The 23,388-nt window shown below is 53.7% G+C and carries 16 protein-coding genes, 1 tRNA gene and 3 pseudogenes; 6 read left to right on the top strand and 14 right to left on the bottom strand.

Going from position 1 to position 23,388, the window contains the following annotated elements; translation table 11 throughout:
- Positions 1 to 143: 143 nt before the first annotated feature.
- The 3 genes and pseudogenes from AU509_RS16515 to AU509_RS16505 all read right to left on the bottom strand — a co-directional run bounded on the left by AU509_RS16515 (position 144) and on the right by AU509_RS16505 (position 3,518).
- Positions 144 to 1,069 (bottom strand): annotated as a pseudogene (locus AU509_RS16515) (D-2-hydroxyacid dehydrogenase).
- Between the two features lie 40 nt (positions 1,070 to 1,109).
- Complete coding sequence (locus AU509_RS16510) at positions 1,110 to 1,490, bottom strand: nuclear transport factor 2 family protein (RefSeq protein WP_085653551.1); 381 nt, start codon at positions 1,488 to 1,490, stop codon at positions 1,110 to 1,112.
- 285 nt (positions 1,491 to 1,775) lie between these two features.
- Positions 1,776 to 3,518 (bottom strand): glycoside hydrolase family 13 protein, encoded by a 1,743-nt coding sequence (locus AU509_RS16505; RefSeq protein WP_085653552.1) that lies wholly within the window; start codon positions 3,516 to 3,518, stop codon positions 1,776 to 1,778.
- Between the two features lie 494 nt (positions 3,519 to 4,012).
- On the opposite strand from AU509_RS16505, the gene AU509_RS18040 reads away from it, so the two are divergent.
- Positions 4,013 to 4,192, top strand: a complete 180-nt coding sequence (locus AU509_RS18040) for a hypothetical protein (protein WP_139824070.1) — start codon at positions 4,013 to 4,015, stop codon at positions 4,190 to 4,192.
- 213 nt (positions 4,193 to 4,405) lie between these two features.
- On the opposite strand, the gene AU509_RS16500 is transcribed toward AU509_RS18040, so the two are convergent.
- The 9 genes and pseudogenes from AU509_RS16500 to AU509_RS16460 form a co-directional block, all read right to left on the bottom strand.
- On the bottom strand, positions 4,406 to 4,996 hold the full coding sequence (locus AU509_RS16500) for a LysE family translocator (RefSeq protein WP_176223491.1): 591 nt from the start codon (positions 4,994 to 4,996) through the stop codon (positions 4,406 to 4,408).
- A 474-nt stretch (positions 4,997 to 5,470) separates the two neighbouring features.
- Positions 5,471 to 6,022, bottom strand: coding sequence for a fimbrial protein (locus AU509_RS16495; protein ID WP_085653554.1), 552 nt, complete (start codon positions 6,020 to 6,022; stop codon positions 5,471 to 5,473).
- Between the two features lie 16 nt (positions 6,023 to 6,038).
- Entirely contained in the window at positions 6,039 to 7,082 is a 1,044-nt protein-coding gene (locus tag AU509_RS16490) for a fimbrial protein (RefSeq protein ID WP_085653555.1), read from the bottom strand.
- A 233-nt stretch (positions 7,083 to 7,315) separates the two neighbouring features.
- Complete coding sequence (locus tag AU509_RS16485; protein WP_094101649.1) at positions 7,316 to 7,846, bottom strand: fimbrial protein; 531 nt, start codon at positions 7,844 to 7,846, stop codon at positions 7,316 to 7,318.
- A gap of 99 nt (positions 7,847 to 7,945) precedes the next feature.
- Positions 7,946 to 8,854: a fimbrial protein gene (locus AU509_RS16480; protein WP_094118843.1), complete on the bottom strand. Its 909-nt coding sequence runs from the start codon at positions 8,852 to 8,854 to the stop codon at positions 7,946 to 7,948.
- 71 nt (positions 8,855 to 8,925) lie between these two features.
- Positions 8,926 to 11,586 (bottom strand): fimbrial biogenesis usher protein, encoded by a 2,661-nt coding sequence (locus AU509_RS16475; RefSeq protein ID WP_085653558.1) that lies wholly within the window; start codon positions 11,584 to 11,586, stop codon positions 8,926 to 8,928.
- Positions 11,587 to 11,698: 112 nt separating this feature from the next.
- Positions 11,699 to 12,363, bottom strand: a pseudogene (locus AU509_RS16470) (fimbria/pilus periplasmic chaperone).
- A gap of 258 nt (positions 12,364 to 12,621) precedes the next feature.
- Positions 12,622 to 13,173, bottom strand: a complete 552-nt coding sequence (gene fimA / locus AU509_RS16465; protein ID WP_094101652.1) for a type 1 fimbrial major subunit FimA — start codon at positions 13,171 to 13,173, stop codon at positions 12,622 to 12,624.
- A gap of 642 nt (positions 13,174 to 13,815) precedes the next feature.
- Positions 13,816 to 14,118, bottom strand: a pseudogene (locus AU509_RS16460) (transposase); the annotation flags it as partial.
- Positions 14,119 to 15,131: 1,013 nt separating this feature from the next.
- Between AU509_RS16460 and AU509_RS16455 the strand changes: the two are divergent.
- On the top strand, positions 15,132 to 15,884 hold the full coding sequence (locus tag AU509_RS16455) for a hypothetical protein (RefSeq protein ID WP_100053539.1): 753 nt from the start codon (positions 15,132 to 15,134) through the stop codon (positions 15,882 to 15,884).
- 233 nt (positions 15,885 to 16,117) lie between these two features.
- Positions 16,118 to 16,870 carry a hypothetical protein gene (locus AU509_RS16450; RefSeq protein ID WP_094118842.1) on the top strand — a complete coding sequence of 251 codons (753 nt, stop codon included), beginning with the start codon at positions 16,118 to 16,120 and terminating at the stop codon, positions 16,868 to 16,870.
- Between the two features lie 186 nt (positions 16,871 to 17,056).
- Here the strand turns inward: AU509_RS16450 and AU509_RS16445 are convergent.
- Positions 17,057 to 17,132 (bottom strand) — tRNA-Gly (locus tag AU509_RS16445).
- 182 nt (positions 17,133 to 17,314) lie between these two features.
- The gene (gene orn, locus AU509_RS16440; RefSeq protein WP_094118841.1) at positions 17,315 to 17,857 is read right to left on the bottom strand and encodes an oligoribonuclease; all 543 of its coding nucleotides are present in this window, start codon (positions 17,855 to 17,857) and stop codon (positions 17,315 to 17,317) included.
- Between the two features lie 145 nt (positions 17,858 to 18,002).
- Here orn and rsgA point away from each other — a divergent pair, with 145 nt between their 5' ends.
- The 3 genes from rsgA to mscM all read left to right on the top strand — a co-directional run bounded on the left by rsgA (position 18,003) and on the right by mscM (position 23,377).
- The gene (rsgA, locus tag AU509_RS16435) at positions 18,003 to 19,052 is read left to right on the top strand and encodes a small ribosomal subunit biogenesis GTPase RsgA (RefSeq protein WP_094118840.1); all 1,050 of its coding nucleotides are present in this window, start codon (positions 18,003 to 18,005) and stop codon (positions 19,050 to 19,052) included.
- Positions 19,053 to 19,123: 71 nt separating this feature from the next.
- Positions 19,124 to 20,029 carry an archaetidylserine decarboxylase gene (gene asd / locus AU509_RS16430; protein ID WP_085653359.1) on the top strand — a complete coding sequence of 302 codons (906 nt, stop codon included), beginning with the start codon at positions 19,124 to 19,126 and terminating at the stop codon, positions 20,027 to 20,029.
- Between the two features lie 27 nt (positions 20,030 to 20,056).
- The gene (gene mscM, locus AU509_RS16425; RefSeq protein ID WP_085653358.1) at positions 20,057 to 23,377 is read left to right on the top strand and encodes a miniconductance mechanosensitive channel MscM; all 3,321 of its coding nucleotides are present in this window, start codon (positions 20,057 to 20,059) and stop codon (positions 23,375 to 23,377) included.
- Positions 23,378 to 23,388: the final 11 nt, after the last annotated feature.

The following is a 23,388-nucleotide window of genomic DNA, read 5'->3' as shown; positions in this document are numbered from 1 at the left end:
GGGAAGTGCGCAAGAAGTTGCGCAGATTTGGCAATGATTCTACTGCTGATCGTTATGTAATCGACACCCGCTTATTTATTAGGCGGAGAAGCGATTGTATAGGCTAGCCTTTGCCATCTACGGTATCCGTCAAACCATCCGCATTAATACTCCTGAGTAAATGCCACTTCGCCCCGCAGGGACTGTCCCGCGTGGAAGCGAGACAGATTATCTATCAGCAGTCGCGCTAACAGCGCGGCGACCATTGGACCCGCCACATGCGGGCTCAGCGTCAGACGGGGAGCCTGCCAGAAAGGATGCGATTCGGGTAATGGCTCTTGCTATATACATCCAGCACCGCGCCCGCAATTCGCCCCTCCTGCAAGGCGGAGAGCAGATCCGCTTCCACCACCGCCGTCCCGCGCCCCACATTGATAAATAACGCAGATGATTTCATCGCAGCGAACAGTTCGGCGTTATAGATATCCGTTGTTCGGACTGTATCTGGCAGCAGATTAATTACGTAGTCGGCACAAGCGACCTCGCGCGCCAGGTCACCCAACCCTGCCACACGGTTGAAATGGGGCAATGACCGCGGCGTATTAACGATGCCGGACAGTTCGACGCCGAAGGGCTGTAGGAAGGCGGCCACCTCACTACCGATGTCTCCGGCTCCGACGATCAGTACCTGTCGTCCGGCCAAAGAGCCGGGTAGACGTGGCTGCCAGCGACGCTGGCGCTGATGCTCGCGTCGTTCTTCCAAATGCAGCTCGTGACGAAGTAGATATGCCAGTACATATTCGGCAATCGGCTGGCCGAATACCCCCACCGCACGGCTCAGCCGGTAGTCGCGCGGCAATCCTTCCGCAAGATAAGGTTTAAAACCAGCCCACGTAGATTGCAGCCACTGCGGATGAACCCCCTGCGCCAACAGGCCGACAACCTGCTTCGGCTCACCCACCCAAATGTCGTACTGCGCCGCCTGAGCGACGGAGCCATCGGAGGTCACCAATTCAATGTCCGATGCCGCATCGCGCAGAGCGCCTTTGATTTCATCCGCGCGTGAGTCCAGTACCAGCATAGAGGTCATCGTTAGATTCCTTATAAAGAGAAGGGAAACGTCTTTACCATTAGGGCAATAGCACAGAGGTGGCGGCAATCACACGCCCGCTCATCAAGTCCGGCGAGAGTAACCATGTCCGCGTAAAGCGAAATACGCCGTCACTAGGCTGACCATTAAAGCGCCCGGAAATACGGGTTTTCACGGAAACAATGACGACGTTGTCTTTAATCAGAATTCGCTCATCCGTTGTCTGCAGATCATGGAGCTCGATAAGCCCTGACCGATGCGCGCCGAGATCGTCGCTTCGTCCCAGCATCTTTCCCACATGAGTGACGAATAGCAGTTCCTTATCCAGCAGCGTTTCCAACGCCGCGACGTCCGAATCTAACATCGCCTGTCGCAAAAGTATTTCCCACCGTCGAACGCGCGCGATGATAGCTTCCTGCATCTCCCCCTCCGCATAAGAACGAACAACGCCACTAGGAGTGCGAACATCAACATACACACCCGCATTTGTGGTGAAAAACACCTCAGACCTTATGTCATAAAAGCCGGGGAAACCAGCGTATCCTTGTCATCGATACGTCAGTTCATCGCGCTTTTTTGACGTGGGAAAGACCTGAAAATTAGCCAACACGCAGGTGTTAACGAATCGGTGCTGACGGATGAAGGGAGCAATACGATGGGAACCGTCACGCCGAAAAACGCTGGACGTGACGGTTTAGTGCATAGCTTACAGTTTGAAGATAGCCGCTTGCCAAGCCTGTAATGTCAGATGATCGGAGCCCGCCGAGGCGGCCTCTTCCGGACGGTTGCTGATGACGGGTTGAACAATTTTTTTGCCTGCCGGCAACGACCAGTTCTGCGTCTCCCGCGAGAAGTTGATGGCGATGAGATACTGTTCATCTTTTAAAGTGCGGGTGTAAACGAACAGGTTCGGATGCTCCGGCGCCAGATCACGATACTCTCCATGGACCAGCGCGGGAGTGTGACGCCGCAGCGCAATCAGTTGGCGATGATAACCGTAGACCGAATGATTGTCGTCGACCTGAGTCGCCGCATTAATTTTCGTATAGTTGGGATTCACCGCTAGCCAAGGCTTACCGGTCGTAAACCCGCCCTGAGGCGCAGAACTCCACTGCATCGGCGTTCTGCCGTTATCACGTGAGGTCTGACGCACATTATCCAAAAACTCTTTCGACGACACTTTTCCGCCTTCCACCAACGCCTTCCACAATCCCCGGATTTCTACATCTTCGAAATCCGTCTCGCGGGTGAAAGGATAATTGGTCATGCCCAGCTCTTCCCCCTGATATAGGAATGGCGTTGCTCGTTGGGTCATCATGAGCGTTGCCAACGCTTTGGCGGACACCTCCCGCCATGCATCGCTGTCATCCCCAAAATGGGACACCGCGCGCGGAAGGTCATGATTACTTAGGAAGCTGGTGTTCCAGCCTGCTGCCCCGGAGCGGTCAATTTTATCGAACGCGGTTTTGAGTTGCGGCAAGGTCCAGTCCGTCTTACGCCAGCCATCACGGTCGAGGCGTACAACGTCAAAGTGGAACAGCATATTTAATTCCTGGCGATCCGTGTCGACGAACTTAGGCGTATCCTCAAACGTGACCCCGTAGGCCTCGCCCACGCTCATGGCGTTATAAGGCGCCAGAACTTCTCGATTCATCTCATGTAGATATTCATGGACACGCGGTCCGGTGGCGAAAACATTTTGCGGCTGGGCCAGCTGCTGCGGGCTTAAATCAGGCAGACCTGGCTGCTTGGAAATAAAAGGGATCACGTCCATGCGAAAACCGGCAACACCCTTATCCAGCCAGAAGCGCATAACGTCATAGACCTCTTGGTGAACCTTTTTATTTTCCCAGTTCAGGTCAGGCTGTTTCTCGGCAAAATAGTGCAGATAATATTGGCCCGTTTGATCGTCTTTTTTCCAGGCCGAACCACCGAAGAAAGAGGGATAATTATTCGGCACTTTACCATCGCGTCCATCTCGCCAAATATAATAGTCGCGGTACGGATTATCCTTCGACTTGCGACTCTCTTGGAACCACTGATGTTCATCACTGGTATGGTTCACCACTAAATCGATAATTAAACGCATATTGCGGCGTTTAATTTCACTCAGCATGTGGTCGAAATCGTTCATCGTACCGAACTCTTTCATGACCTTTTTATAATCTCTAATATCGTAACCATTATCCGCATTCGGGGAATCAAAATGCGGACTGAGCCAAATCACATCAACGCCGAGGTTTTTTAAATAATCCAATTTCTCGGTAATACCGTTGAGATCGCCAATACCGTCTCCGTTGCTGTCATTAAATGAACGGGGATATATTTGATAAACGACAACCTCTTTCCACCATTCACGATTTTTCTTCTCTTCGGCGGCATCAACGGGCTGAGAAAGCACTACGGATGACACCGTTGCGGCCAGCATACACATAGGTAAATTCGACATCGTTCCCTTCCCTATCAGTGATTGTGTTTTAGTTGTGTAAGAAATATTTATGATTAAAAGATGGCATCTTCCGGCACAGCAAACGACTACGAATCTTTTATTGTGTGAGCAGCTTCACAAGCAAAAATAAGGCCTACAACAGCGTTGCGATAGAAAAATAGACCCGCATCATATTTAAAGGTTCTAATGACCAATTAAAAAATCAGATCATTTTTATTGCCAACATGAGACAAATAAAAGAATGGGAAAATTTAATTCACCGTGGCAATAATTTCTCTTGCGCAATATCTCCCACTCAATGATTAATGCCAGGGATTTTCAATGGCGTTGTATGGCTTTAGATAAAAGAGTGGTAAAACGCATGCCCACGCCGAATAACAACGGTCTGATTAGGTTAATTCAATATTCATTGATGCGGATAGTTCTTCAAAGCGGCCTCATTCCATGCAGACGTTATTTCGTACAACGCCAATTTACGGCGCAGGGAGAAAAATATGTCGAACACGATCCCTTCAGATGAGACGCGGTGCGTCTCTCATCCCGACACCGTGGTGGACGGTTTCGCGGGTTTTTCCGTTCCGGTTTATCGCGCCTCGACCATCGTCTACTCCGCCGGTCAAAGAATTGGCTCAGAACGTCCTGTCTCAATTCGGCGTTATCTGCGAAGTTTATGATCCTACCGATCTCGCTGACATGAAAAAGCGTCTGCGCTCCGGAGTCACCCAACGGGTCTGGGTTGAATCGCCGGGGTCGACCTCACAGCATCACGAATAACGGCAAGCGGGTCATAGTTTGGGGCCTCTGACCGGACAGATAGCGCACCTCCCAATGAGGCCATGATAGCCATCATTGCCCAGGAATACGCAAACCAACACACTTTGGATCAGCTAGATGACCCATACATAGATCACCAGAATGATTAACGTCCAACCAGATATCTTATTGATCAACTCTATTTTTCTAGAACTTAAATAATGCCCTGCGATATGCCCCAGCGCCATCCAGGGTATCAATGAGATGATGGAAGAGATGAAAAAAAGGACAGCATAAACGACGATGTGTTGTCGGTATGCGCCTGCGACAAAAGAACTATAGGAAAGAATAGCGAACAACCAAGCCTTATAGCTCAATGGATGAATAAGTAATCCACTGGCGAAAGAGAGCGTCGGTTTATTTGCTTCTGAGGGCAAGTCAGGACTGGATCGAATAATCTGATAGCTTATCCACAACAAATAAATCGAGCCTAATATTTTCAGAAGATACATAATTCTTTCATCTTCCTGAGCTCCCGATAAATAAATATATGCACTGGCGTAAAGAACCACACCAAAACCCGTCGTAATACCGAGGGAAAAAGGAATCGTTTTCTTCCAATCGCTTTTTGATGACTGGCTGAATATCGCGATATTAGCCGGTCCTGGAGTAATACTGGCGACGAAAGAAAAAATGAAGAAAGCAATGTAGTTATAAATTTCCATATTCGACATCTCTAATTTTGATACTAAAGCGCTGACTGGCATCTAAGCCGTTTTCACTTTCAACAAGTTGACAAAAAATCACGACAATCGCACTAAATGATAATTACCTCAGAATAATACGAAGAATGAACAGCAGAGAGGTCATCATCAGATTCCTTATCGAGTAGAGGGGACGCATCGTTGTCCGGGGGCTATCGCACGCCATGCGTCACAAGCCGCCTCGTTCATGTGAGAAGGCGCACGCCATCGAAAGATGGCCAGAAGACAACAAGCATGAGAGCGCTTGCGCGTTCTGAGAGCGGCAAACGTCTTAAACCTTATGCCATTAACGCCGGGGAGACCAGAGCCGCTTCGGCGTCACGTACGCCCCCGGCAGGCAGGCGGAGACAGGACACGGGCGGGAAGAGAAAAGCGGGAACGCAGAGCGGTCACGGTCGGACCGACGGCGGCGACGCCGCAGTCGGTCGCGCGCGCTTACAGATAATTCAAGGTAAAGGTTACATCGCCGTTGGCGGTGCCTGCGGTGACGCTGCTTTGCGTCGCGATATATTGACCATAGAACACCAGTTGCGCATTGCTGGCGCCGGCAGTGAGCGGATATTGCTCGCTGGCGTTGCCAAGCGGGATGCGTTGACGATCCTTATCCAGAATGGCGATCCCCACGTGCGTCGCGGTGCTCCCCGAGTTGAGCGCCAGCAGCGTCGAATCGTTCGTATCCGCCGTGCCGGAGAAGGTGGCGGTGACCGAAGACGCCGCCGAACCGCAGCTTTCCAAGTTCACTACGAATCGCACCGGGGCCGCGCCTGTCTTATTGACGGCGAACTGCTTGGTCGCCAGCGTGCCCATATTCACGGTTTGCTCTTGCGACCCCACGCTGACCGCACAGCTGTTGGACAGCAGCGTCGCGCTGAACTGGAGGTTGGTCGATCCCAGATCCGCGCGAGCGGACGGTAAACATCCCCACAGCCCAACGGCCTGCGCGATGAAAGCGGCGGTGGCGAGACGGCAAAAATTATTCGGCGACATGAATATTATCCCTCCCTTAATCGAAATCGACGCGCAGGTAGGCCAACGCGGTGACGACGCCCGCCTGCGGCGTATTGCCGGTCACACTGACCGGATAAGCTTTCACCGTGACGTTGGCGCTTTGATTACCGTCCAGCGTGAAAGGCAGTACGCTGGAGATATCGTTAGGCGTCAGCGCACTGTCGCTGCTATTGGTCACGACAAAACCGACGTCGCTGTTATTCGAGACAATCGCTTTGCCCGACACCGTATCGGCCTGCACGCGCAGCGACAAATTGGACTGGGCCTCAATGCCATTGCAGGCAATCGCGATCGTGCGGGTCACGGCGCTGACGCCGTCAGGCTTGGCACCCGCGGTTTTGAACGCGCCGGTGGAGATATTGCCGAAGTCGATGGAGACCACCTGTCCAGCATTCAATTCACAGCTTTGCGGCACCGTCACCGTGCCGCTCAGGTATCCGACCACGAGCGGAGAGCCGGTGCCCTGTCCCGTTCCGCCCTGATTGCCGTATAAGTAAAAAATCGGGATAGACGGCAACGTCGTCATGCCGACAAACTTGCGTTTAATACGGAAACTGACCTGTACACGACTGCCCGTCGTCGCCGTCCCGCCGCACTTACCATTGCAGTTATTTGATAAGTCGGTAAACGGAACATTATGGTAAGTACTACCGCCGGAAGCGTTGTAGACATACATCTGCGAGGCAACCTGCAAATAATCATTGCCGGTGATGTCGTACCAGTTGGCGGAGCCGTCCGAGAAAGAGTAACTCAGCGCCGAACCGGCCTGAGCGGTGTAGTAAACGGTGTCTTTGTTATTGCACCCCCCGCTGATCACATAGGAGCCGCTGTCCGACTTCTGATTCCAGCCAGTGGTGTAACCGACATAGTTTTGCTGCGAGGAAAAATTGAAATTAAAGTCATAATTCACTGGCGAGCCAGTTGCCGTATTACACAACGTGGCAAAGGTTGTCGGGGAAAAAAAAACGCCCGCCGCCAAACATAGCCATCCAAGCTGTTTTTTTACGCGTTCGATGAGTGTCGCCACCGTCAGGTTCATCACTATTCGTCCTTATCGTCGTTATCTTTCAGTCTGCGGGAGATGCATCACGTGATTGCCGTTCCCGGCAAGAAAGCAGGACGGCGATTCCCGTCCCGTCAATGCCCAGCCCTATGGGAGCTCTGAGCATGAAGTCGCCGCGCCGGCGCATGTCGTTATGGCTAAAGACAACGATGCTCCCGCCGTTCGTACATCATGGGCGCGGTCTTTTCCCTATGCGTTTTCAGACGCGGTTACTGATAGGTCAGTGTGAAAGTCGCGTCGCCATTGGCCGTACCCGCAGTCACGCTACTCTGCGTCGCCACGTACTGGCCGTAAAACACCAGTTGCACGCTGCTGGCATTGGCGGTCAGCGCATACTGCTCACTGGCGTTGCCAAGCGAGATGCGGTTGCGATTTTTATCCAAAATCGCAATCCCGACGTTGGCTGCGGTGCTGCTGCTGTTCAGCGCCAGCAGCGTCGCATCATCTTTATTCGCCGTACCGGTGAAGGTGGTGGAGACGGCGCTGGCGGACGCGCCGCAGTTCTCCAGATCGAGGGTGAAACGCACTGGCGTCAGCGCTCGGGAGCCTCCTTCAAAGAACTGTTTCGTCGCCACCGAGCCAAGATTGACCGTTTTGTCCTGCGAAGCAGTACTGACCGAACAGGTGTTCGACGTCAGATTGCCATTGATCTGGATATACGAGTCATAGGCGGAGGCAACCGGCGAACCGGCCATGATACTGAGCGCCACGCTCCCCAGAATTACTCGATAAATTGTCATAATGGCCTCACTGATAGGAGAACGTCACACCGACCAGACCGTTGGCCGTTCCCGCGGTCATATCGCCGGTTCGCACATATCTGAACATGAGCGGAACCGTCACAGACTGCCCTGAGTGGAAATATCGGCGATGGTGAACTGGTTGGTGTTCCCCTTACTGGAGTCGTCCGGCCCCAGACTCACCGGCGTGGAGCTGCCGTTATAATACGCCTGAATGCCGATGCCTTTAGCCGTTGAGCCGCTGGTAAGCCCGATGATGTTGCTGGTATTCGCGGTATTGCTCTGGTCGGAGATCGTCGCCGCCACGTGGATGCCCGTATCGCAGGACAACCCGATAGACGTCGATTTCGCCGCCGACTGGCTGCCCACGGAGGGCAGGTTGCCGGTAGAGACATTCCCCATGTCAATCACGCGATTCGCGCCGGACTGCACGGTACAACCGGTCGCGGCAACGGTAATCTGGGTCTGGGCGATTTTGATGTATGCGGAGTCGGTAGCGGAGCCGTCGGAGCCATAACATTGCACGATCGCAATATTCTGCGCAGCCAACGTTGTCGTCCCGGTCTGTAAGTGACCGGTGGTTTTGACCAACGTGACCTTACCGTAGCCGCCGATGCCGTTATACGGCACGGTGTTGGTCCCCGGGGCCGGATACCACTGGTTTTGCGTCGTCGTCAGCGCGGAATAGTTCGTGGCGTTCGAATCCTTCACGCCCACCACCAAGCCGATGCCCGGCGTGCCCGAGTCGTAAATAATGTAATTCACGCCGTTGATAGTCGTCGTTAATCCCGTGTTGGGACGTACGGCGGAGACATAAGCTTTGGCCGTGGCCTTGCTTGAGTTGTTACACATATAGACGTTTTTGTTGCTCGCCGACCAAGCCGGGCCGATCTGCTGACCGACGGACACGTCATCCGCCGGGCCGGTATAGCTGATTGCCCCGCTGAAAGTCAGCGTCAGATCGCTGCCGCATTCACCGATAAGGGGAAAAGCCAGTAAGGGCAACATGATAGAAAGCCGTTTCAGCCACCCAGCTCTTCTAGCCGTCCGAAGCGATTTCGATGTTGTTAATTGACGCATTATTGGCACCTCACTTTGGCATAACTAATCGCTTTCGTTGCACTATCATCCGGCAGTGAATAAGGAACAACGCACTGTTCAGTCGTCGCATCGCCCCACTTCACGTTGAGTTTGCCCGTGGACGGCAAACCGGATAAATAGACCTGGCCATTATCGCCGACGATGCTGTCGGAGCGGCCGTCATTAGTTGAAACCGCAGACCCGAACGGCATCGGCTGCCCGTCAGACCGGATCAGCGTCAGCAGCGCGCGTGAACCGATGTGCGTTTTGAATTCGGCGCGCACCAACGCCCCTTGAGTCGGCACCACGTTCACAACGGCGTCATCCAGATCGGCGTTATCCTTCAGCGTGGCGGTATCAAGAGCAATACGGTTGCGGTGGTAGGTCATCGCGTAGGGAATGACAGCGTAGCCGCGCCAGTCGGTGCTCACACCGGTCACGCTTTCTACGTTAACGCCGCTGGCGCCCGGCGCTTTAATCAATACGTTGGTGGCCCCCAGCGGCTGGCTTAGCGTGAGGCCGCTGTCATGCGCCACAATGCCGCCGCTCAGGCCGTAGTTGACCTGACGGTATCGCTTGCCGTAGTTGTAGCCAACGTTGGAGTTGCCGTGGCGTCCCTGATAATTCAGGTTCGCATAGCCGCTGCCGCCGACACCGTGATTGCCGTAGCCTTGCAGCACGCTGTAGTTCAGGTTGTTATCTTCCAACAACGTGCCGTTAATACCGGCCTGATGCGTTGTCTGTCCGTGCCAGTCGGTATTCGCCGCATAGGTGGCATAGGCCGCGTTACCCGAGCGGGTGATATCCGACTCTTTGCCGCCGCCGGACAACCATTGTCCAATAGGAATGGAAACGTTGAAGGCGGCGCGTTTGTCTGGCTCCACCAGTCCGGGACTTTTGTTGTAGTTGAAGGACAGGCTGTAACTCACCCCCTTCAAGTGACCGCTGTACCCCAACTGCCACAATGAGTTGGTGTCATTGGTACGCCAGTAGGTTTGGCGGCTGCCGCTCAGGAAAACAGATCCGTAATCGCCGAGCTGCTGGGTGATGTTGACCTGAATACGCCCTTTACGGTTGTAGTTAAGGTTGTAGTAATTGTTGTACTCCACCGTTGGGTCGATCAGTCCGTCATCGGTATCGTAGTTCGTGCCAACCATGCGGCGATAGCTGGTTTCATCGAGCGTGTAGTAGCCCTGCGTGGAGTAGCGGTAGCCCAGTAGCTGGAAGTTGGTGCCGACGGTGTTCAACGACTTGGCGTACAGGAAGCGCATTGACTGCCCTTGATGACGGCTGTCATCCGCCAGCTTACTGTATGCTTGAGTGACATCCGCCGACAGCGCGCCCCAGTCCCCGAGGTTTTTACCGGCGCCGATCGCACCCGCCTGATATTTCTTCGCCACCTGCGTACCGCCATACAGCGTGAAGCCGCCGGGCAGACCCCAGATCGCCGTACCTTGCCCGAACTCGGGCTTTTCCTGCTGGGTATAGTTGCTGCGGTATTTACCTGCGGTCACCGCGTATTTCACGCGCCCTTCGCGCTGTAATACCGGCACCGCCGAGTAGGGCACGCTGAAGGTGCTGGAGCTGTTGTCGCTTTCCGTCACCGTGACCACCATATCCCCGCTGGAGGAGGTCGGGTAAAGGTCGGTGATGGCGAATGCGCCCGGCGCAACGTAAGACTGATAAATGATAAAGCCGTTCTGCCGGATCGTGACGCGGGCGTTGCTTTTCGCGACGCCGCGGATGGTGGGGGCGAATCCGCGCATGCTGTCCGGCAGCATATTATCGTCTGACGCTAGCTGCGCGCCGCGAAAGCCCAACGTATCGAACACATCGCCCGGCGTATTGCTGTCGCCTAGGGTAAGTTCGCCTTTAAGCGGAATAATCGCGTGCTGTAAATACGTATTAATATGCTGCCAGTCGCGCGTATGCCGCCCCTCAAAGCTGTAGTAGCTCCAGGTGGAGTAATCCCGCAGGCGCCATCCGCGCCAGTTAAGGCCGCTGTTCAGATTGAGGAAGTAGTTGTTGCTGTCGTCGTCGCCGGAGCTATTGCTACCGGTGAAGTCATAGTTCAGCAGCGCGGCGGAGATGCCGTCATCCCACTGTTCCGGCGGAATGTAGCCGCGGCCGCTGTTATTGAGCGAAGCTTGAGGCAGGCTGATATTCAGGCGTTGCAGTTCGAAATCAAACGTTATATGGGAGTCGGGGATGATGCGCGTCAGCGCTACGCACTCCTGCCCCGCGCTACCAGCGGCGGCCGGGAAGGCCGACATGTTGACGTTGAGCGACTCAACCTGCGAGTGGGTAATGCAGGGCACCAGCCCCGTATCGTCCGACTCGTGTTCGAGCGGCGTTACACCAGCGGCTGTCGGTTTGCGCGCATCAAACCGGATATTCCGTGTTTCGACGAATTCATCGTTCACATAGACATCGACGTGATAGACCCCCGGCACCTGCCCTTTTCCCTGCTCGAACCGCGACAAATCCGCCACCGCCGAAGGATCGCTGGATAAGAACGCCGGGTTAAAGAATAGTTCGGCATAAGCGCCGGCCGAAGGTAATGCTACGCATAACGCGATCGCCCGGCACAGCGGCGACAACCGCCATAACGGCGTGGCGCGCGACTGTCTGAAATGGGGCTTCCGATATAATGGCCGCATATGAAAAACTCCTGAAAAAAAAACTCCTGAAAAAAGTGACGGAAAGCAACCTGAAGGGTATGCACCCTCCTTTTTCATGCCCGGTTCGCGATTTGCCGTTCACTGTTCGGCGCTATTGCATGACGCCGGTAACGCGAGCGCTGTTGGCCCCATAGTCGTTAATTGACTGGAAGAACACCTGGCCACTTGCATCGGTAGGCAACGCAACGGTGACATTTCCTTTGGGCGGCGCATGGTGTTAGGCAGTTTTCGGGTACCAAGGTTGAAGTTCACTAACGTGACGAAATAAGGCGTTGGGTTGGTGATGATGAGGCTATCGCCCTGACGATGAAATCGCAGATGCGTGGGTGCTTCGGCCGGGCTTTCTGGCAGGCCGACGGGGCGGACGAACAGTTTGATGCGGGAGAGAACCGCCAATTGCAGAACGTTTTTATCCTGAATATCTTTGCGATCGACGGACGGAATCGCCTTAACGTTCATCCAGAACACCGATTCACGATCGGTCGGCAAAGGCGCGCCGACGTACATAATGCGTAAAATGTTTTCGCCCGATGGTTTGGCGACGAACAGCGGCGGCGTGACCACAAAGGCCTCGCTTTTCTTGCCCGTCGTATCTTCCACCCAAGACTGAATAAGAAATGGACTTTTGGTATCCGTATTGGTCACGCCCAAAGAGGTTTGGGTCGCACCGGCAGAATAGATCACCCTCGTCGCGCCCAGCGCCACGCCCCCGGCCTGCGCCGCCAGCGGAATGACGGTTAAAACGGACAGGGCCATACCGGCCAAAGCGCGGCGGAAAAAAGTTGAATTAAGCACGCTAAACTCCATGTACGAAAATGACTGATTGACAGCTACGGGTTGAGCATTACGCGCGAGGTCGAATTACGTCAGACGCTAAATCCGCCTCCGCTAACACGGCAGATGTCGGTACAGAAACGCGGAACCGGCGTTGGTTTGTCGCAACGTCGTTTCCACAAAAAGTCAAAAATGGCGCCCTCCCTGGCGGCCATAACGCTTCCCTGCCTGCGTGAGTAGTTATTCGTACTGCATGGTAAAGGTGGCATCCGCATCCGCTTCGCCAGGGGTTACGGTAGCCAGAGTCGATTTATAGCGAGCGTTGAAGTTCAGGGTGTTGCTACCGGTGATCAGCGTCTGCGGGCTAGAGAAAGCGGCGCCGGTCGGGGACAGCACGGTGCCTTTGCTATCGGAAATTTCAATACCTACGCCAGCTGCCGAACCGGAGCTGCCGCCGCTGATGTTGCTGGTGGACAATACGGTGCTGTCGTTACCATCGGCAGATCCGCTAAAAGCGACGGCGGCTGTCGTGGAAACGGTAGGATCGCAATCTTCAAGTTTGATCGTGAAAGGCACCTTACCGGAGTAAGCCCCTACCGCAGTAAAGTTCGCGGTACGATACTGTCCGAGGTTAACCGTCTGGTTAGAAGAGGTTGAGCTGACCGCACAAGCCGCATTCACGATCTGGCCTGTAAAGTGTACGGTACCACCGGCAACGGTCGTCGCAGCGCTGGCATAACCGGCTGACAGAATAGACGCGCCGATCAAGGCGCCGAGTAGAGTTTTACGCATAGTCACTATTCCTTATTACCAATATAAAGGCTATGTAAATAGTCTAAGAGTGTGATTTTTAAACACAGGGGTATTTCCCGCCCGCCGGAACCTCTGCATCATGAATATAAAGGCACGCCGAAGACGTGACTTTATATAAAGACAGAAGCGGCAAGACTAAGAAATCATTGCAAATGAAGAATTTCCCCTGCCCTTTGAGTATTTTCTAAAAATAATAAATCGCGAGATTTAACAAAAACTTGTTAAACTCAGGACAAAACACATACATTCGGCAGCGAAAGCACCAAAAACAAGAATAAAAAACCAAAAAAACAACAACAGACAGAACAAAGAATGTAATTTTGGGGTTATCGTCGGAATTTTTCAGGTTTCAAAAACAAATAAAATATTGCATATGAACATCCATGTTTATTTATTGTTTAAATTAACAACCAATACATAATCGACACAAAGAATGATGACGAATTAATAAGCAAGCAATGCGTCAATATGAAAATAGCCTTCCTATTTGGGATATGCTTAATAGGAAAATACGATAAGAAAAAGATGAGAGCGCTGAGGCAGAATTAAAGAATAGAAATAAACGGAATGTCTGATGAGAATGGGTGGAAAAAGGCTATTTATCCTAAATAACTTCGCCTATTATCGCTCCACTGTATCCAGTCCGTGTTGATTGCCGGGAACGGCGAGGCGGCATTCATAAACTGATTGACTTGTTCCAGTCACTGCCACATATATCGGCATTGATGATTTCGCGTTAGGGTTTCGTGTAACGACAACCCCAACCGTTCTATCGGATTCAGCCACGGCGAGCACATCCGCACAGGAACAATAACCGGAACGTATTGTTCTCTGCCAGCCAACGCGCCACTTTGCGGCTTTATGAAAGAGGTAATTATCCACCACTAGGGTGATGGTTTTCGCTTGACGGCAAGTTCGGCCTAATTTTTAACACAGGTTTGCTCGGCTTCTTCTCTCATCAGGCGTCGTTCGTCATCGGGGATAAATGCGATGATCGGCATAACTCAGTCCAGTTGGTGATTTGTGATGTTTGGCGATTGATCAGATCGCTTAAATCGGACTGAGCGCCCTTCGAGTGAGCTAATATTTTGCGAAGTTATTTGGCATAAAGATCAATATACCTTTCAGGGATCATATTAATCGAACACGTATCATTGAATAACTTAAGGTGACATAAAAATTAATTTATTAAGGTGATAAAATTGAAATATTAATTAATTTTTGTTTTTATTTATAGAAATTAAAAAATAACCACTTAAGAATATACTTTCGCTTAATTACTTATCTACTTTTCGCAAAAAACGAAAACCATATACATGGGGAAAACGCACAACGAACTCGATCTACGTATAGCTCACTTGATAAGATTATTAGCTGCAATAGGAAAACAATCACATGAAACGATGCAGTTACTAGCCATTGTGGTCATAACCCTTTGCAAGGAGGGTGTAACATTTTCCGGCCCACCTGTGACCATTACGTTTAAAAATCCAGGGAATCAAGAAGCAACTTTTAAGATCACGAATAACAAAGAATCAGCCAATTAGAACGAAGAAAACCTAAACCCAAAACGACGGTCCCTCCCCTATCGAGTAACACTGACATTGCACAGAACACCCTTTCTCCTAATGAGAATTTTGCGATAGTGCAGTACACCTCAGGAGGAGAAAACGTGTTAATTTCAAACTACTCTGGTTGTTCGTCTCTAGTATAGTCTAATGTTTATTAACAACCCGTCGAAAATACAACAGTGGAATAAAAATGCGAGCAGCTACAACGGGGGAATTGGCAATGCCACCATTACCTATCGGAGCCCATTAATTTTTATTGGGCTGCTGAGTTCACAATGAATTAATAACAAGTGCAGCTCAGAGTCACGACAAAAAGTCGCTTGTACTGGCGCATTAAAATACTAAACAAAGAGTGAAGGACTCCCGATGAACAGTATTAATCAACTGGGTTCCACCGCCCAACAAACTCAAGTCAGCGATCAAAGCGCCATTAACTACAGCGGTGGGTCACCCCAATCACAGGCCTACAGCGCTTTAGATACCCCCATCAGTACAACAACACAGGTGTCCTCACTTTCGATCCAACTCAGCGATGCCGCCGCACGCGCCGCGGAGCGAGACGCCAACACGAGCCGTCACGGACTCGCAGCCTTCGCTGAATCCACCATTCACGAGCTCTTCGGCGAAAGCTACACGCGCAATAAAGCGGCTCACGACGCAGAGGTGCCTGCTTCTGACGATCCGCAACGACTGGCTCAGGCCCAACAGGCCACCGATTTTACCAACGGCAAAGCAAGCAACCCGTTCAAGGGGATGTCTCGCGACCAGCTAGCGCTAATTGCGTATGATGACAGTGGTTCCTTCACGGTCAACGAGCGTCGGGCAGCCCTGAGCGAGGCCGATGACCAAGAGTATCAATGGCGTGTAAAAGTGGTGGCTAAAATCACAGCCGAATACCACCGCACTGGCAAGATTAGCGCAGAGAGCTATCAGGAAGTGTGGGATCACAGCAACTCGCTACCGGCGATTGAAAAAGCGCAATTGCCCAAGGGATATGAAGTACAGCAACAAACGTTGACACAGCTAGAAAACGGTACCGATTCAACCCAATTTAAAAATGAACTGCAATCCCTGGTGGACCGAATGACTTTAGCAGTAGATCGCCGCCGTCAGAATTAAGGCTTTTACCCCTGCTGTATTGCGGCGTGTAACGAAAATACTGCAATGGAATAAAGATGCGATCAGCTACAACGGGGAAATAGGCAATGCCGCCATTACCTATCGGAGCACCATTAATTTTTATTGGGCTGCTGAGTTCACAATGAAGTAATAACAAGTGCGGCTCAGAGGCACGACAAAAAGTCGCTTGTACTGGCGCATCAAAATACTAAACAAAGAGTGAAGGACTCCCGATGAACAGTATTAATCAACTGGGTTCCACCGCCCAACAAGCACAAGTCAGCGATCAAAGCACGATTAACCACAGCGGTGAGTCAACCCCATCACAGGCCTACAGCGCTTTGGATACCCCCACCAGTACAACAACACAGGTGTCCTCACTTTCGATCCAACTCAGCGATGCCGCCGCACGCGCCGCGGAGCGAGATGCCAGCACGAGCCGTCACGGACTCGCAGCCTTCGCTGAATCCACCATTCACGAGCTCTTCGGCGAAAGCTACACGCGCAATAAAGCGGCTCACGACGCCGAAGTGCCTGCTTCTGACGATCCGCAACGACTGGCTCAGGCCCAACAGGCCACCGATTTTACCAACGGCAAAGCAAGCAACCCGTTCAAGGGGATGTCTCGCGACCAGCTGGCGCTGATTACGTATGATGACAGCGGTTCCTTCACGGTCAACGAGCGCCGTGCTGCCCTTAGAGAAGCCGATGACCAAGAAAATCAATGGCGTGCAAAAGTGGTGGCTAAAATGACAGCCGAATACCACCGTACTGGCAAGATCAGCGCAGAGAGCTATCAGGAAGTGAGGGACCACAGCAACTCGCTACCGGCGATTGAAAAAGCGCAATTGCCTGAGGGATATGAAGTACAGCAACAAACGTTGACACAGCTAGAAAACGGTACCGATTCAACCCAATTTAAAGATGAACTGCAATCCTTGGTAGACCGAATGACTTTAGCAGTAGATCGTCGCCGTCAGAATTAAGGCTTCGCGGAATCGCTGTTGGTCGCCAACGCTGTAATATGGTGACAGGGAGATAAAAGAATGCCGCGAGTCTGGTCGCGGTTTTATTCAAGGAATCAAGCGAGGAAAGCCAGAAACGAAAAAAGGACCCGAAGGTCCTTTTTTCTCTAAATTACAGAAGCTTGACGCGCTCTGTAATTCTAAATTTGGAGCGGGAAACGAGACTCGAACTCGCGACCCCGACCTTGGCAAGGTCGTGCTCTACCAACTGAGCTATTCCCGCTTGGGTGGTGCTGTCAGTACCGAAATTTCTTTGCCGGTACGGGGAGCGCATTATACGAGGAAAGTTTGGCGGCGCAACCCCTGAAACGTAATTTTCTTCTAACCGAGTAGAAAAACGCCAGATTGAGGAAAATCTCGCCACGCCGGGTGTTTTTTCGTCGCGGCGCGCTTCCGTATAACACGTTACAGTTGGATAAAATGCTCGCGGTAGTAGGCCAGCTCAGCCACGGACTCTCGGATATCGTCCAGCGCCTGATGAGTATTCTGTTTTTTGAAGCCGGTCAGAATTTCAGGTTTCCAGCGGCGCGCCAGCTCTTTCAGCGTGCTGACGTCCAAATAGCGGTAGTGGAAGTATGATTCCAGTTCCGGCATGTAGCGAAACAGAAAACGGCGGTCCTGACCCACGCTGTTGCCACAAATCGGCGACTTGCCTTCAGGCACCCACTGGCGCAGAAACGCAATCGTCTCCTGCGCGGCGGCATTCTCGTCATAGGTGCTCGCCTTCACGCGGTCGACCAGTCCGCTGCCGGTGTGGGTACGCACATTCCAGTCATCCATCAGGGCAAGCTGGCTGTCTGGCTGATGTACCGCCAGCGTAGGACCTTCCGCGAGTATATTCAGATGAGCATCGGTCACCAGCGTGGCGATTTCGATGATGCGATCGCGTTCCGGATCGAGTCCCGTCATTTCCAGATCGATCCAGATCAGATTATTTTCGTTTACCATTTTATCGATATTCCTGTAGGGCTTTTCGTCCCGCCGCCGACGTGGCTTCGCAGACACGCTCAGCATCGGTTAATTAAAGTCAAATAGGGTGTATTATAGGCATATCTCATGTCATGAGCGATAACCACGAATCTAGAGAGGTTGAGTGAGCAAAAAGAAACTGTCAAAAGGTCAGCAACGTCGGGTCAGCGCCAATCATCAGCGCCGCCTTAAGCATGCAGACAGCAAAATCGAGTGGGATGACAGCCAACTGGGCGACGCCCAGGAAGGCACCATCATCAGCCGCTTCGGCATGCATGTTGACGTGGAGGCCACCGACGGTACGCAACGTCGCTGTAATATTCGTCGCACCATCAAATCGCTGGTCACCGGCGACAAGGTCGTGTGGCGGCCCGGCAACGAAACGCTGTCTGGCATCAGCGGCATCGTGGAAGCGGTACATCCTCGCGAATCCGTCCTGACGCGTCCAGACTTTTACGACGGCGTTAAACCTATCGCCGCCAACATCAATCAGATCGTGATTGTCTCCGCCATTCTTCCCGAACTGTCGATCAATATCATTGACCGTTATCTGGTGGCCTGCGAAACGCTGGAAGTCGAGCCGCTCATCGTATTAAACAAGATCGACCTGTTGGATGAAGAATCACTTCAGTTCGTCGACGAAGTCATGGATATCTACCGCGCATTGCACTACCGAGTACTGATGGTCTCCAGCAGAACCGGCGACGGCATGAAAGAGCTGGAAACCGAACTGACCAACCGTATCAGCATATTTGCCGGCCAGTCCGGCGTGGGTAAGTCCAGCCTGCTCAACGCCCTGCTCTATCCTGAAGAAGGCAAAATCCTGGTCAACGATGTGTCCGATAACTCCGGACTGGGGCAACATACGACGACCGCCGCCCGCATGTACCACTTCCCGCGCGGCGGCGACGTGATTGACTCCCCCGGCGTGCGTGAATTCGGACTGTGGCACCTCGACCCCGAGCAGGTTACGCAGGGCTTTATCGAATTCCGCGACTATCTGGGCAGCTGTAAATTCCGCGATTGCAAGCATGACACCGACCCAGGCTGCGCCATACGGGCCGCGCTGGAGCGCGGAGACATCGCAGCCGAGCGTTTTGAAAACTACCACCGCATCCTTGAAAGCATGTCTCAGGTAAAAACGCGTAAATCCTTTTCCGATTCGGATAACTGACATTTATTGTCACCATCGCTACAATGCGCCGCTTTTAATATTGGCGCATCACCAAACCCAAGAGGCTCACTGTGCTGGATAGAATCAAGATCGCTTTACAACATCTGTTGCCGAAAATCTGGCTGACCCGGCTCGCCGGCTGGGGAGCCGAACGACGCGGAGGCGCGCTCACCAAGCTGGTGATCGACCTGTTCGTTCGCGTTTACCGCGTCAACATGCAGGAAGCCCAGCAGCCGGACACCGCGGCTTATCCGACGTTCAACGAATTCTTCACGCGTCCCCTGCGCCCCGGCGTTCGCCCGGTCGATCCGCACGATCACCGTCTGGTACAACCCGCCGACGGCGCGATCTCTCAGTTAGGGGCTATCGAAAACGACACGCTGTTGCAGGCAAAGCAACACACCTATTCGTTGGAAGCCCTGCTGGCGGGCAACTACCACATGGCGGATCACTTCCGTGATGGTCTGTTCGTCACCACCTACCTGTCGCCCAAGGATTACCACCGCGTGCATATGCCTTGCGACGGTACGCTGCGCGAGATGATTTACGTACCGGGCGACCTGTTCTCCGTGAATCCGCTGACCGCCGCCAACGTGCCCAACCTGTTCGCCCGTAACGAACGCGTGATCTGCCTGTTCGATACCGAATTTGGTCCTATGGCGCAAATTCTGGTGGGAGCGACCATCGTCGGCAGTATTGAAACCGTGTGGGCGGGCACCGTGACGCCGCCGCGCGAAGGCATCATCAAGCGCTGGACCTACCCCGCCGAGGGTGAGACAGGCGCCATCACGCTGGACAAAGGCGAAGAGATGGGCCAGTTCAAACTGGGCTCTACCGTTATCAACCTGTTTGCCGCCGGTAAAGTGCAGCTGATGACCAATCTGTCCAACCAAAGCGTCACCCGCATGGGTGAACCCCTCGCGGAAGCCACGAGCGAGGACGTCGTCGTCTCTACGACAGCGGGAAATACGCCTTAAACCGCGAAATTACAGAGGTAAGTTAGCGTGCGTCTGATACTGATCTTTCTACTGGGATGCCTGCTATCCGCCCCGGCGCTGACCGCCCAACTTCCCAGCGAAGTCCAGCTACGTCAGGATTTGCAGCAGGCAGAAGCGAACAAGTCACAGCCGAATCAGGCGGATATCGTTAAAGAGCTGCAATCCGCTCTGCGTATGTTGGATGAGCGTAAAGGAGCTCTCGAACGGGTAGATCAGTATCAGCGCGTGATTGAAGATTTCCCCCGCCTCACGCGGGGGCTGCGTCAGGAGCTGGCGGCGGAAGACGCCAAATCCACGCCCGCCGTGCATAACCTTTCCGTTAACGAACTCGAACAACAGATCGTTCAAACCAGTAGCCAACTGCTGGAGCAATCCCGCCAACAGCAGCTGGAGCAGGATCGCCTGCGGGAGATCAGCGACTCGTTGGCCCAGCTGCCGCAGCAACAGTCGGAAGCCAGTCGCGCGCTCAACGACGTCGAACGCCGGATCCAAACGCAAGGCAACGCCAACACGCGGCTGGCGCGAGCGCAGCTCGCGTCATTGCAGGCGGAAGCTGCGCTGAGCAAAAGCCGGGTCGATGAACTGGAGCTGGCACAGCTGTCCGCCAGCAATCGTCAGGAACTTTCCCGCCTGCGGGCGGAACTCTTCAAACAGCAGCGGGACCGTCTGGACGATCAGCTGCAAACCCTGCGCAGCACCCTCAACGGTATGCGCCAGCGCGAAGCCGAACAGGCGCTGGAACGCACCGAGCTGCTGGCGGAGCAAAGCGGTAACCTGCCTTCCGCCATCGCCAGCCAGTTGCAGGTGAACCGTGATTTATCCGTGGCGCTGAATCAGCAGGCGCAGCGCATGGACTTAATCGCATCGCAGCAGCGGCAGGCCGCTTCGCAAACGTTGCAGGTGCGTCAGGCGCTAAGCACGTTGCGCGAACAGGCTCAGTGGCTCGGCTCGTCTACCGCGCTGGGCGAGACGCTGCGTGCGCAGGTCGCCCGACTGCCGGAAATGCCGAAGCCCCAACTGCTGGATGGCGACATGACCCAGCTGCGGGTGCAACGTCTGCAGTACGAAGACACGTTCTCCAAGCTGCCGAAGAACGAGCAGGCGCAGCAGGATGACGGCTCGCCGCTCACCGCCTCTCAGCAGAAGATATTCAACGATCAGCTACGTACGCAACGCGAGCTGCTGACCTCGTTGATTTCAGGCTGTGATACTCAGATTCTCGAACTGACCAAGCTGAAGGTCGCCAGTAATCAGCTCGAAGATGCCCTGATTGAGATCCGCGAAGCCGCCCACCGCTATCTGTTCTGGGTGGCGGACGTCGACCCGTTGACGCTCTCCTACCCGCTTCAGTTAGTGCAGGATCTGTCCCGCCTGCTGTCTTTGGATACGCTGACGCAGCTCAGCAGCGCCATGGTGATGATGGTCACCAGCTGGAGTACGCTGCTGCCGTTGATTGGCGCACTGCTGCTGGTCGCGCTCAGTATCAGTTCACGCCGCCACTATCATGCGTTTCTGGAGCGAGCCAGCGGACGCGTGGGTAAAGTGACGCTCGACCACTTCATGCTGACGCTCCGCACCGTATTCTGGTCAGTGATGGTCGCCATTCCGCTGCCGATCCTGTGGGCGGCGTTGGGCTACGGCCTGCAAAATGCGTGGCCTTATCCGGTCGCCGTCGCCATAGGCGATAGCGTCACCGCCACCGTGCCGTTGATGTGGGTCGTGATGATTAGCGCCTCGTTCGCGCACCGTCAGGGGCTGTTCATCGTGCATTTCGGCTGGTCGCCTAAGCGGGTAGAACGGGCGATGCGCTACTACCGGCTGTCCATCGGGCTTATCGTTCCTCTCATTATGGCGTTGATTACCTTCGATAATCTCAACGATCGCCAATTTTCCAGCACACTGGGACGCCTCTGTTTCATCCTGCTGTGCCTGGCGCTCAGTCTGGTCACCACCAGCCTGAAACGTGCCGGAATACCGCTGTATCTGGATAAGGAAGGTTCTGGAGAAAACCCCGTGAACCGCGCCATGTGGAATCTGCTGCTTTGTATGCCGTTGATCGCCGTGCTGGCTTCCTGCTTTGGCTATCTGGCCACGTCGCAGGCGCTGCTGGCCCGGTTGGAAAAGTCAGTCGCGATTTGGTTCTTCCTGCTGGTGATTTACCACATCATTCGCCGCTGGATGCTGATTCAGCGCCGACGCATCGCGTTCGATCGCGCCAAGCAGCGCCGGGCGGAGATACTGGCAATCCGGGCGCGGGGGGAAGAAGAGTTAACGCAACAGAGTCATGAAGCCGGCAGTGAAGTCGTTGAAGAGCCGGTGGTCGATCTGGACGCCATCAGCGCGAAATCCCTGCAACTGGTACGTTCAGTGCTGACGCTGATTGCGCTGGTCTCCGTGCTGGCGCTCTGGTCGGAAATCCATTCGGCGTTCTCCTTCCTGGAGAACATCAGCCTGTGGGACGCCACCAGCACGCTCAATGGCACCGAGACGGTCCAACCGATCACGCTGGGCGCGGTGCTGATCGCCATTCTGATCTTCTTTATTACGACTCAGCTGATGCGCAATCTGCCTGCGCTGCTTGAGCTGGTGTTGTTGCAACACGTCGAGCTGTCGCCCGGCTCTGGCTACGCCATCACCACCGTCAGTAAATATGTGCTGCTGTTGATTGGCGGGATGTTCGGCTTCTCTATGCTCGGCATCGAGTGGTCCAAGTTTCAGTGGCTCGTCGCCGCCCTAGGGGTGGGGTTGGGCTTCGGCTTGCAGGAGATCTTCGCCAACTTTATCTCCGGCCTGATTATTCTGTTCGAGAAGCCGATACGTATTGGCGATACGGTGACGATCCGCGATCTGACCGGGAGCATTATGCGTATCAACACCCGCGCCACGACGATCTCGGACTGGGACCGCAAGGAGATTATCGTTCCCAACAAGGCCTTCATCACGGAACAGTTCATCAACTGGTCGCTGTCTGACTCCGTAACGCGCGTGGTGCTGACCATTCCAGCCCCGGCAGACGCCAATACGGAAGAGGTGACCAACCTGCTGCTGGATGCCGTCAAACGCTGCTCGCTGGTGTTGGACAACCCGCCGCCGGAGGTCTTCCTCGTTGATTTACGTCAGGGGATTCAGCTGTTTGAACTGCGAATCTTCGCCGCGGAGATGGGGCACCGCATGCCGCTGCGACATGAGCTGCACCAGCTAATTTTGGACAGCTACCGTCAGCACAATCTGGTGATGCCGTTCCCGCCGTTCCAGGTCCGGATGGATTCCGTACAGATTGACGGCCGTAACGCCGGTTCCGCCACGCGTACGGACGGCGCGCTCTAGTCGCCTGTCCC

This window comes from Lonsdalea britannica (assembly GCF_002111595.1).
Lineage (GTDB): Bacteria > Pseudomonadota > Gammaproteobacteria > Enterobacterales > Enterobacteriaceae > Lonsdalea > Lonsdalea britannica.
Note: the sequence above shows the minus strand (reverse complement) of the source record. Positions and strands in the feature narration are given on the sequence as shown.

Excerpts from the sequence above, each read along its gene's own strand:
- AU509_RS16455 (WP_100053539.1), top strand. The coding sequence starts at position 15,132 with ATGAACAGTATTAATCAACTGGGTTCCACCGCCCAACAAACTCAAGTC.
- AU509_RS16500 (WP_176223491.1), bottom strand. The coding sequence starts at position 4,996 with ATGGAAATTTATAACTACATTGCTTTCTTCATTTTTTCTTTCGTCGCC.
- AU509_RS16480 (WP_094118843.1), bottom strand. The coding sequence starts at position 8,854 with ATGTTGCCCTTACTGGCTTTTCCCCTTATCGGTGAATGCGGCAGCGAT.
- AU509_RS16450 (WP_094118842.1), top strand. The coding sequence starts at position 16,118 with ATGAACAGTATTAATCAACTGGGTTCCACCGCCCAACAAGCACAAGTC.
- AU509_RS18040 (WP_139824070.1), top strand. The coding sequence starts at position 4,013 with ATGTCGAACACGATCCCTTCAGATGAGACGCGGTGCGTCTCTCATCCC.
- AU509_RS16485 (WP_094101649.1), bottom strand. The coding sequence starts at position 7,846 with ATGACAATTTATCGAGTAATTCTGGGGAGCGTGGCGCTCAGTATCATG.
- AU509_RS16510 (WP_085653551.1), bottom strand. The coding sequence starts at position 1,490 with ATGCAGGAAGCTATCATCGCGCGCGTTCGACGGTGGGAAATACTTTTG.
- AU509_RS16475 (WP_085653558.1), bottom strand. The coding sequence starts at position 11,586 with ATGCGGCCATTATATCGGAAGCCCCATTTCAGACAGTCGCGCGCCACG.
- fimA (WP_094101652.1), bottom strand. The coding sequence starts at position 13,173 with ATGCGTAAAACTCTACTCGGCGCCTTGATCGGCGCGTCTATTCTGTCA.
- orn (WP_094118841.1), bottom strand. The coding sequence starts at position 17,857 with ATGGTAAACGAAAATAATCTGATCTGGATCGATCTGGAAATGACGGGA.
- AU509_RS16490 (WP_085653555.1), bottom strand. The coding sequence starts at position 7,082 with ATGAACCTGACGGTGGCGACACTCATCGAACGCGTAAAAAAACAGCTT.
- AU509_RS16495 (WP_085653554.1), bottom strand. The coding sequence starts at position 6,022 with ATGTCGCCGAATAATTTTTGCCGTCTCGCCACCGCCGCTTTCATCGCG.
- AU509_RS16505 (WP_085653552.1), bottom strand. The coding sequence starts at position 3,518 with ATGTCGAATTTACCTATGTGTATGCTGGCCGCAACGGTGTCATCCGTA.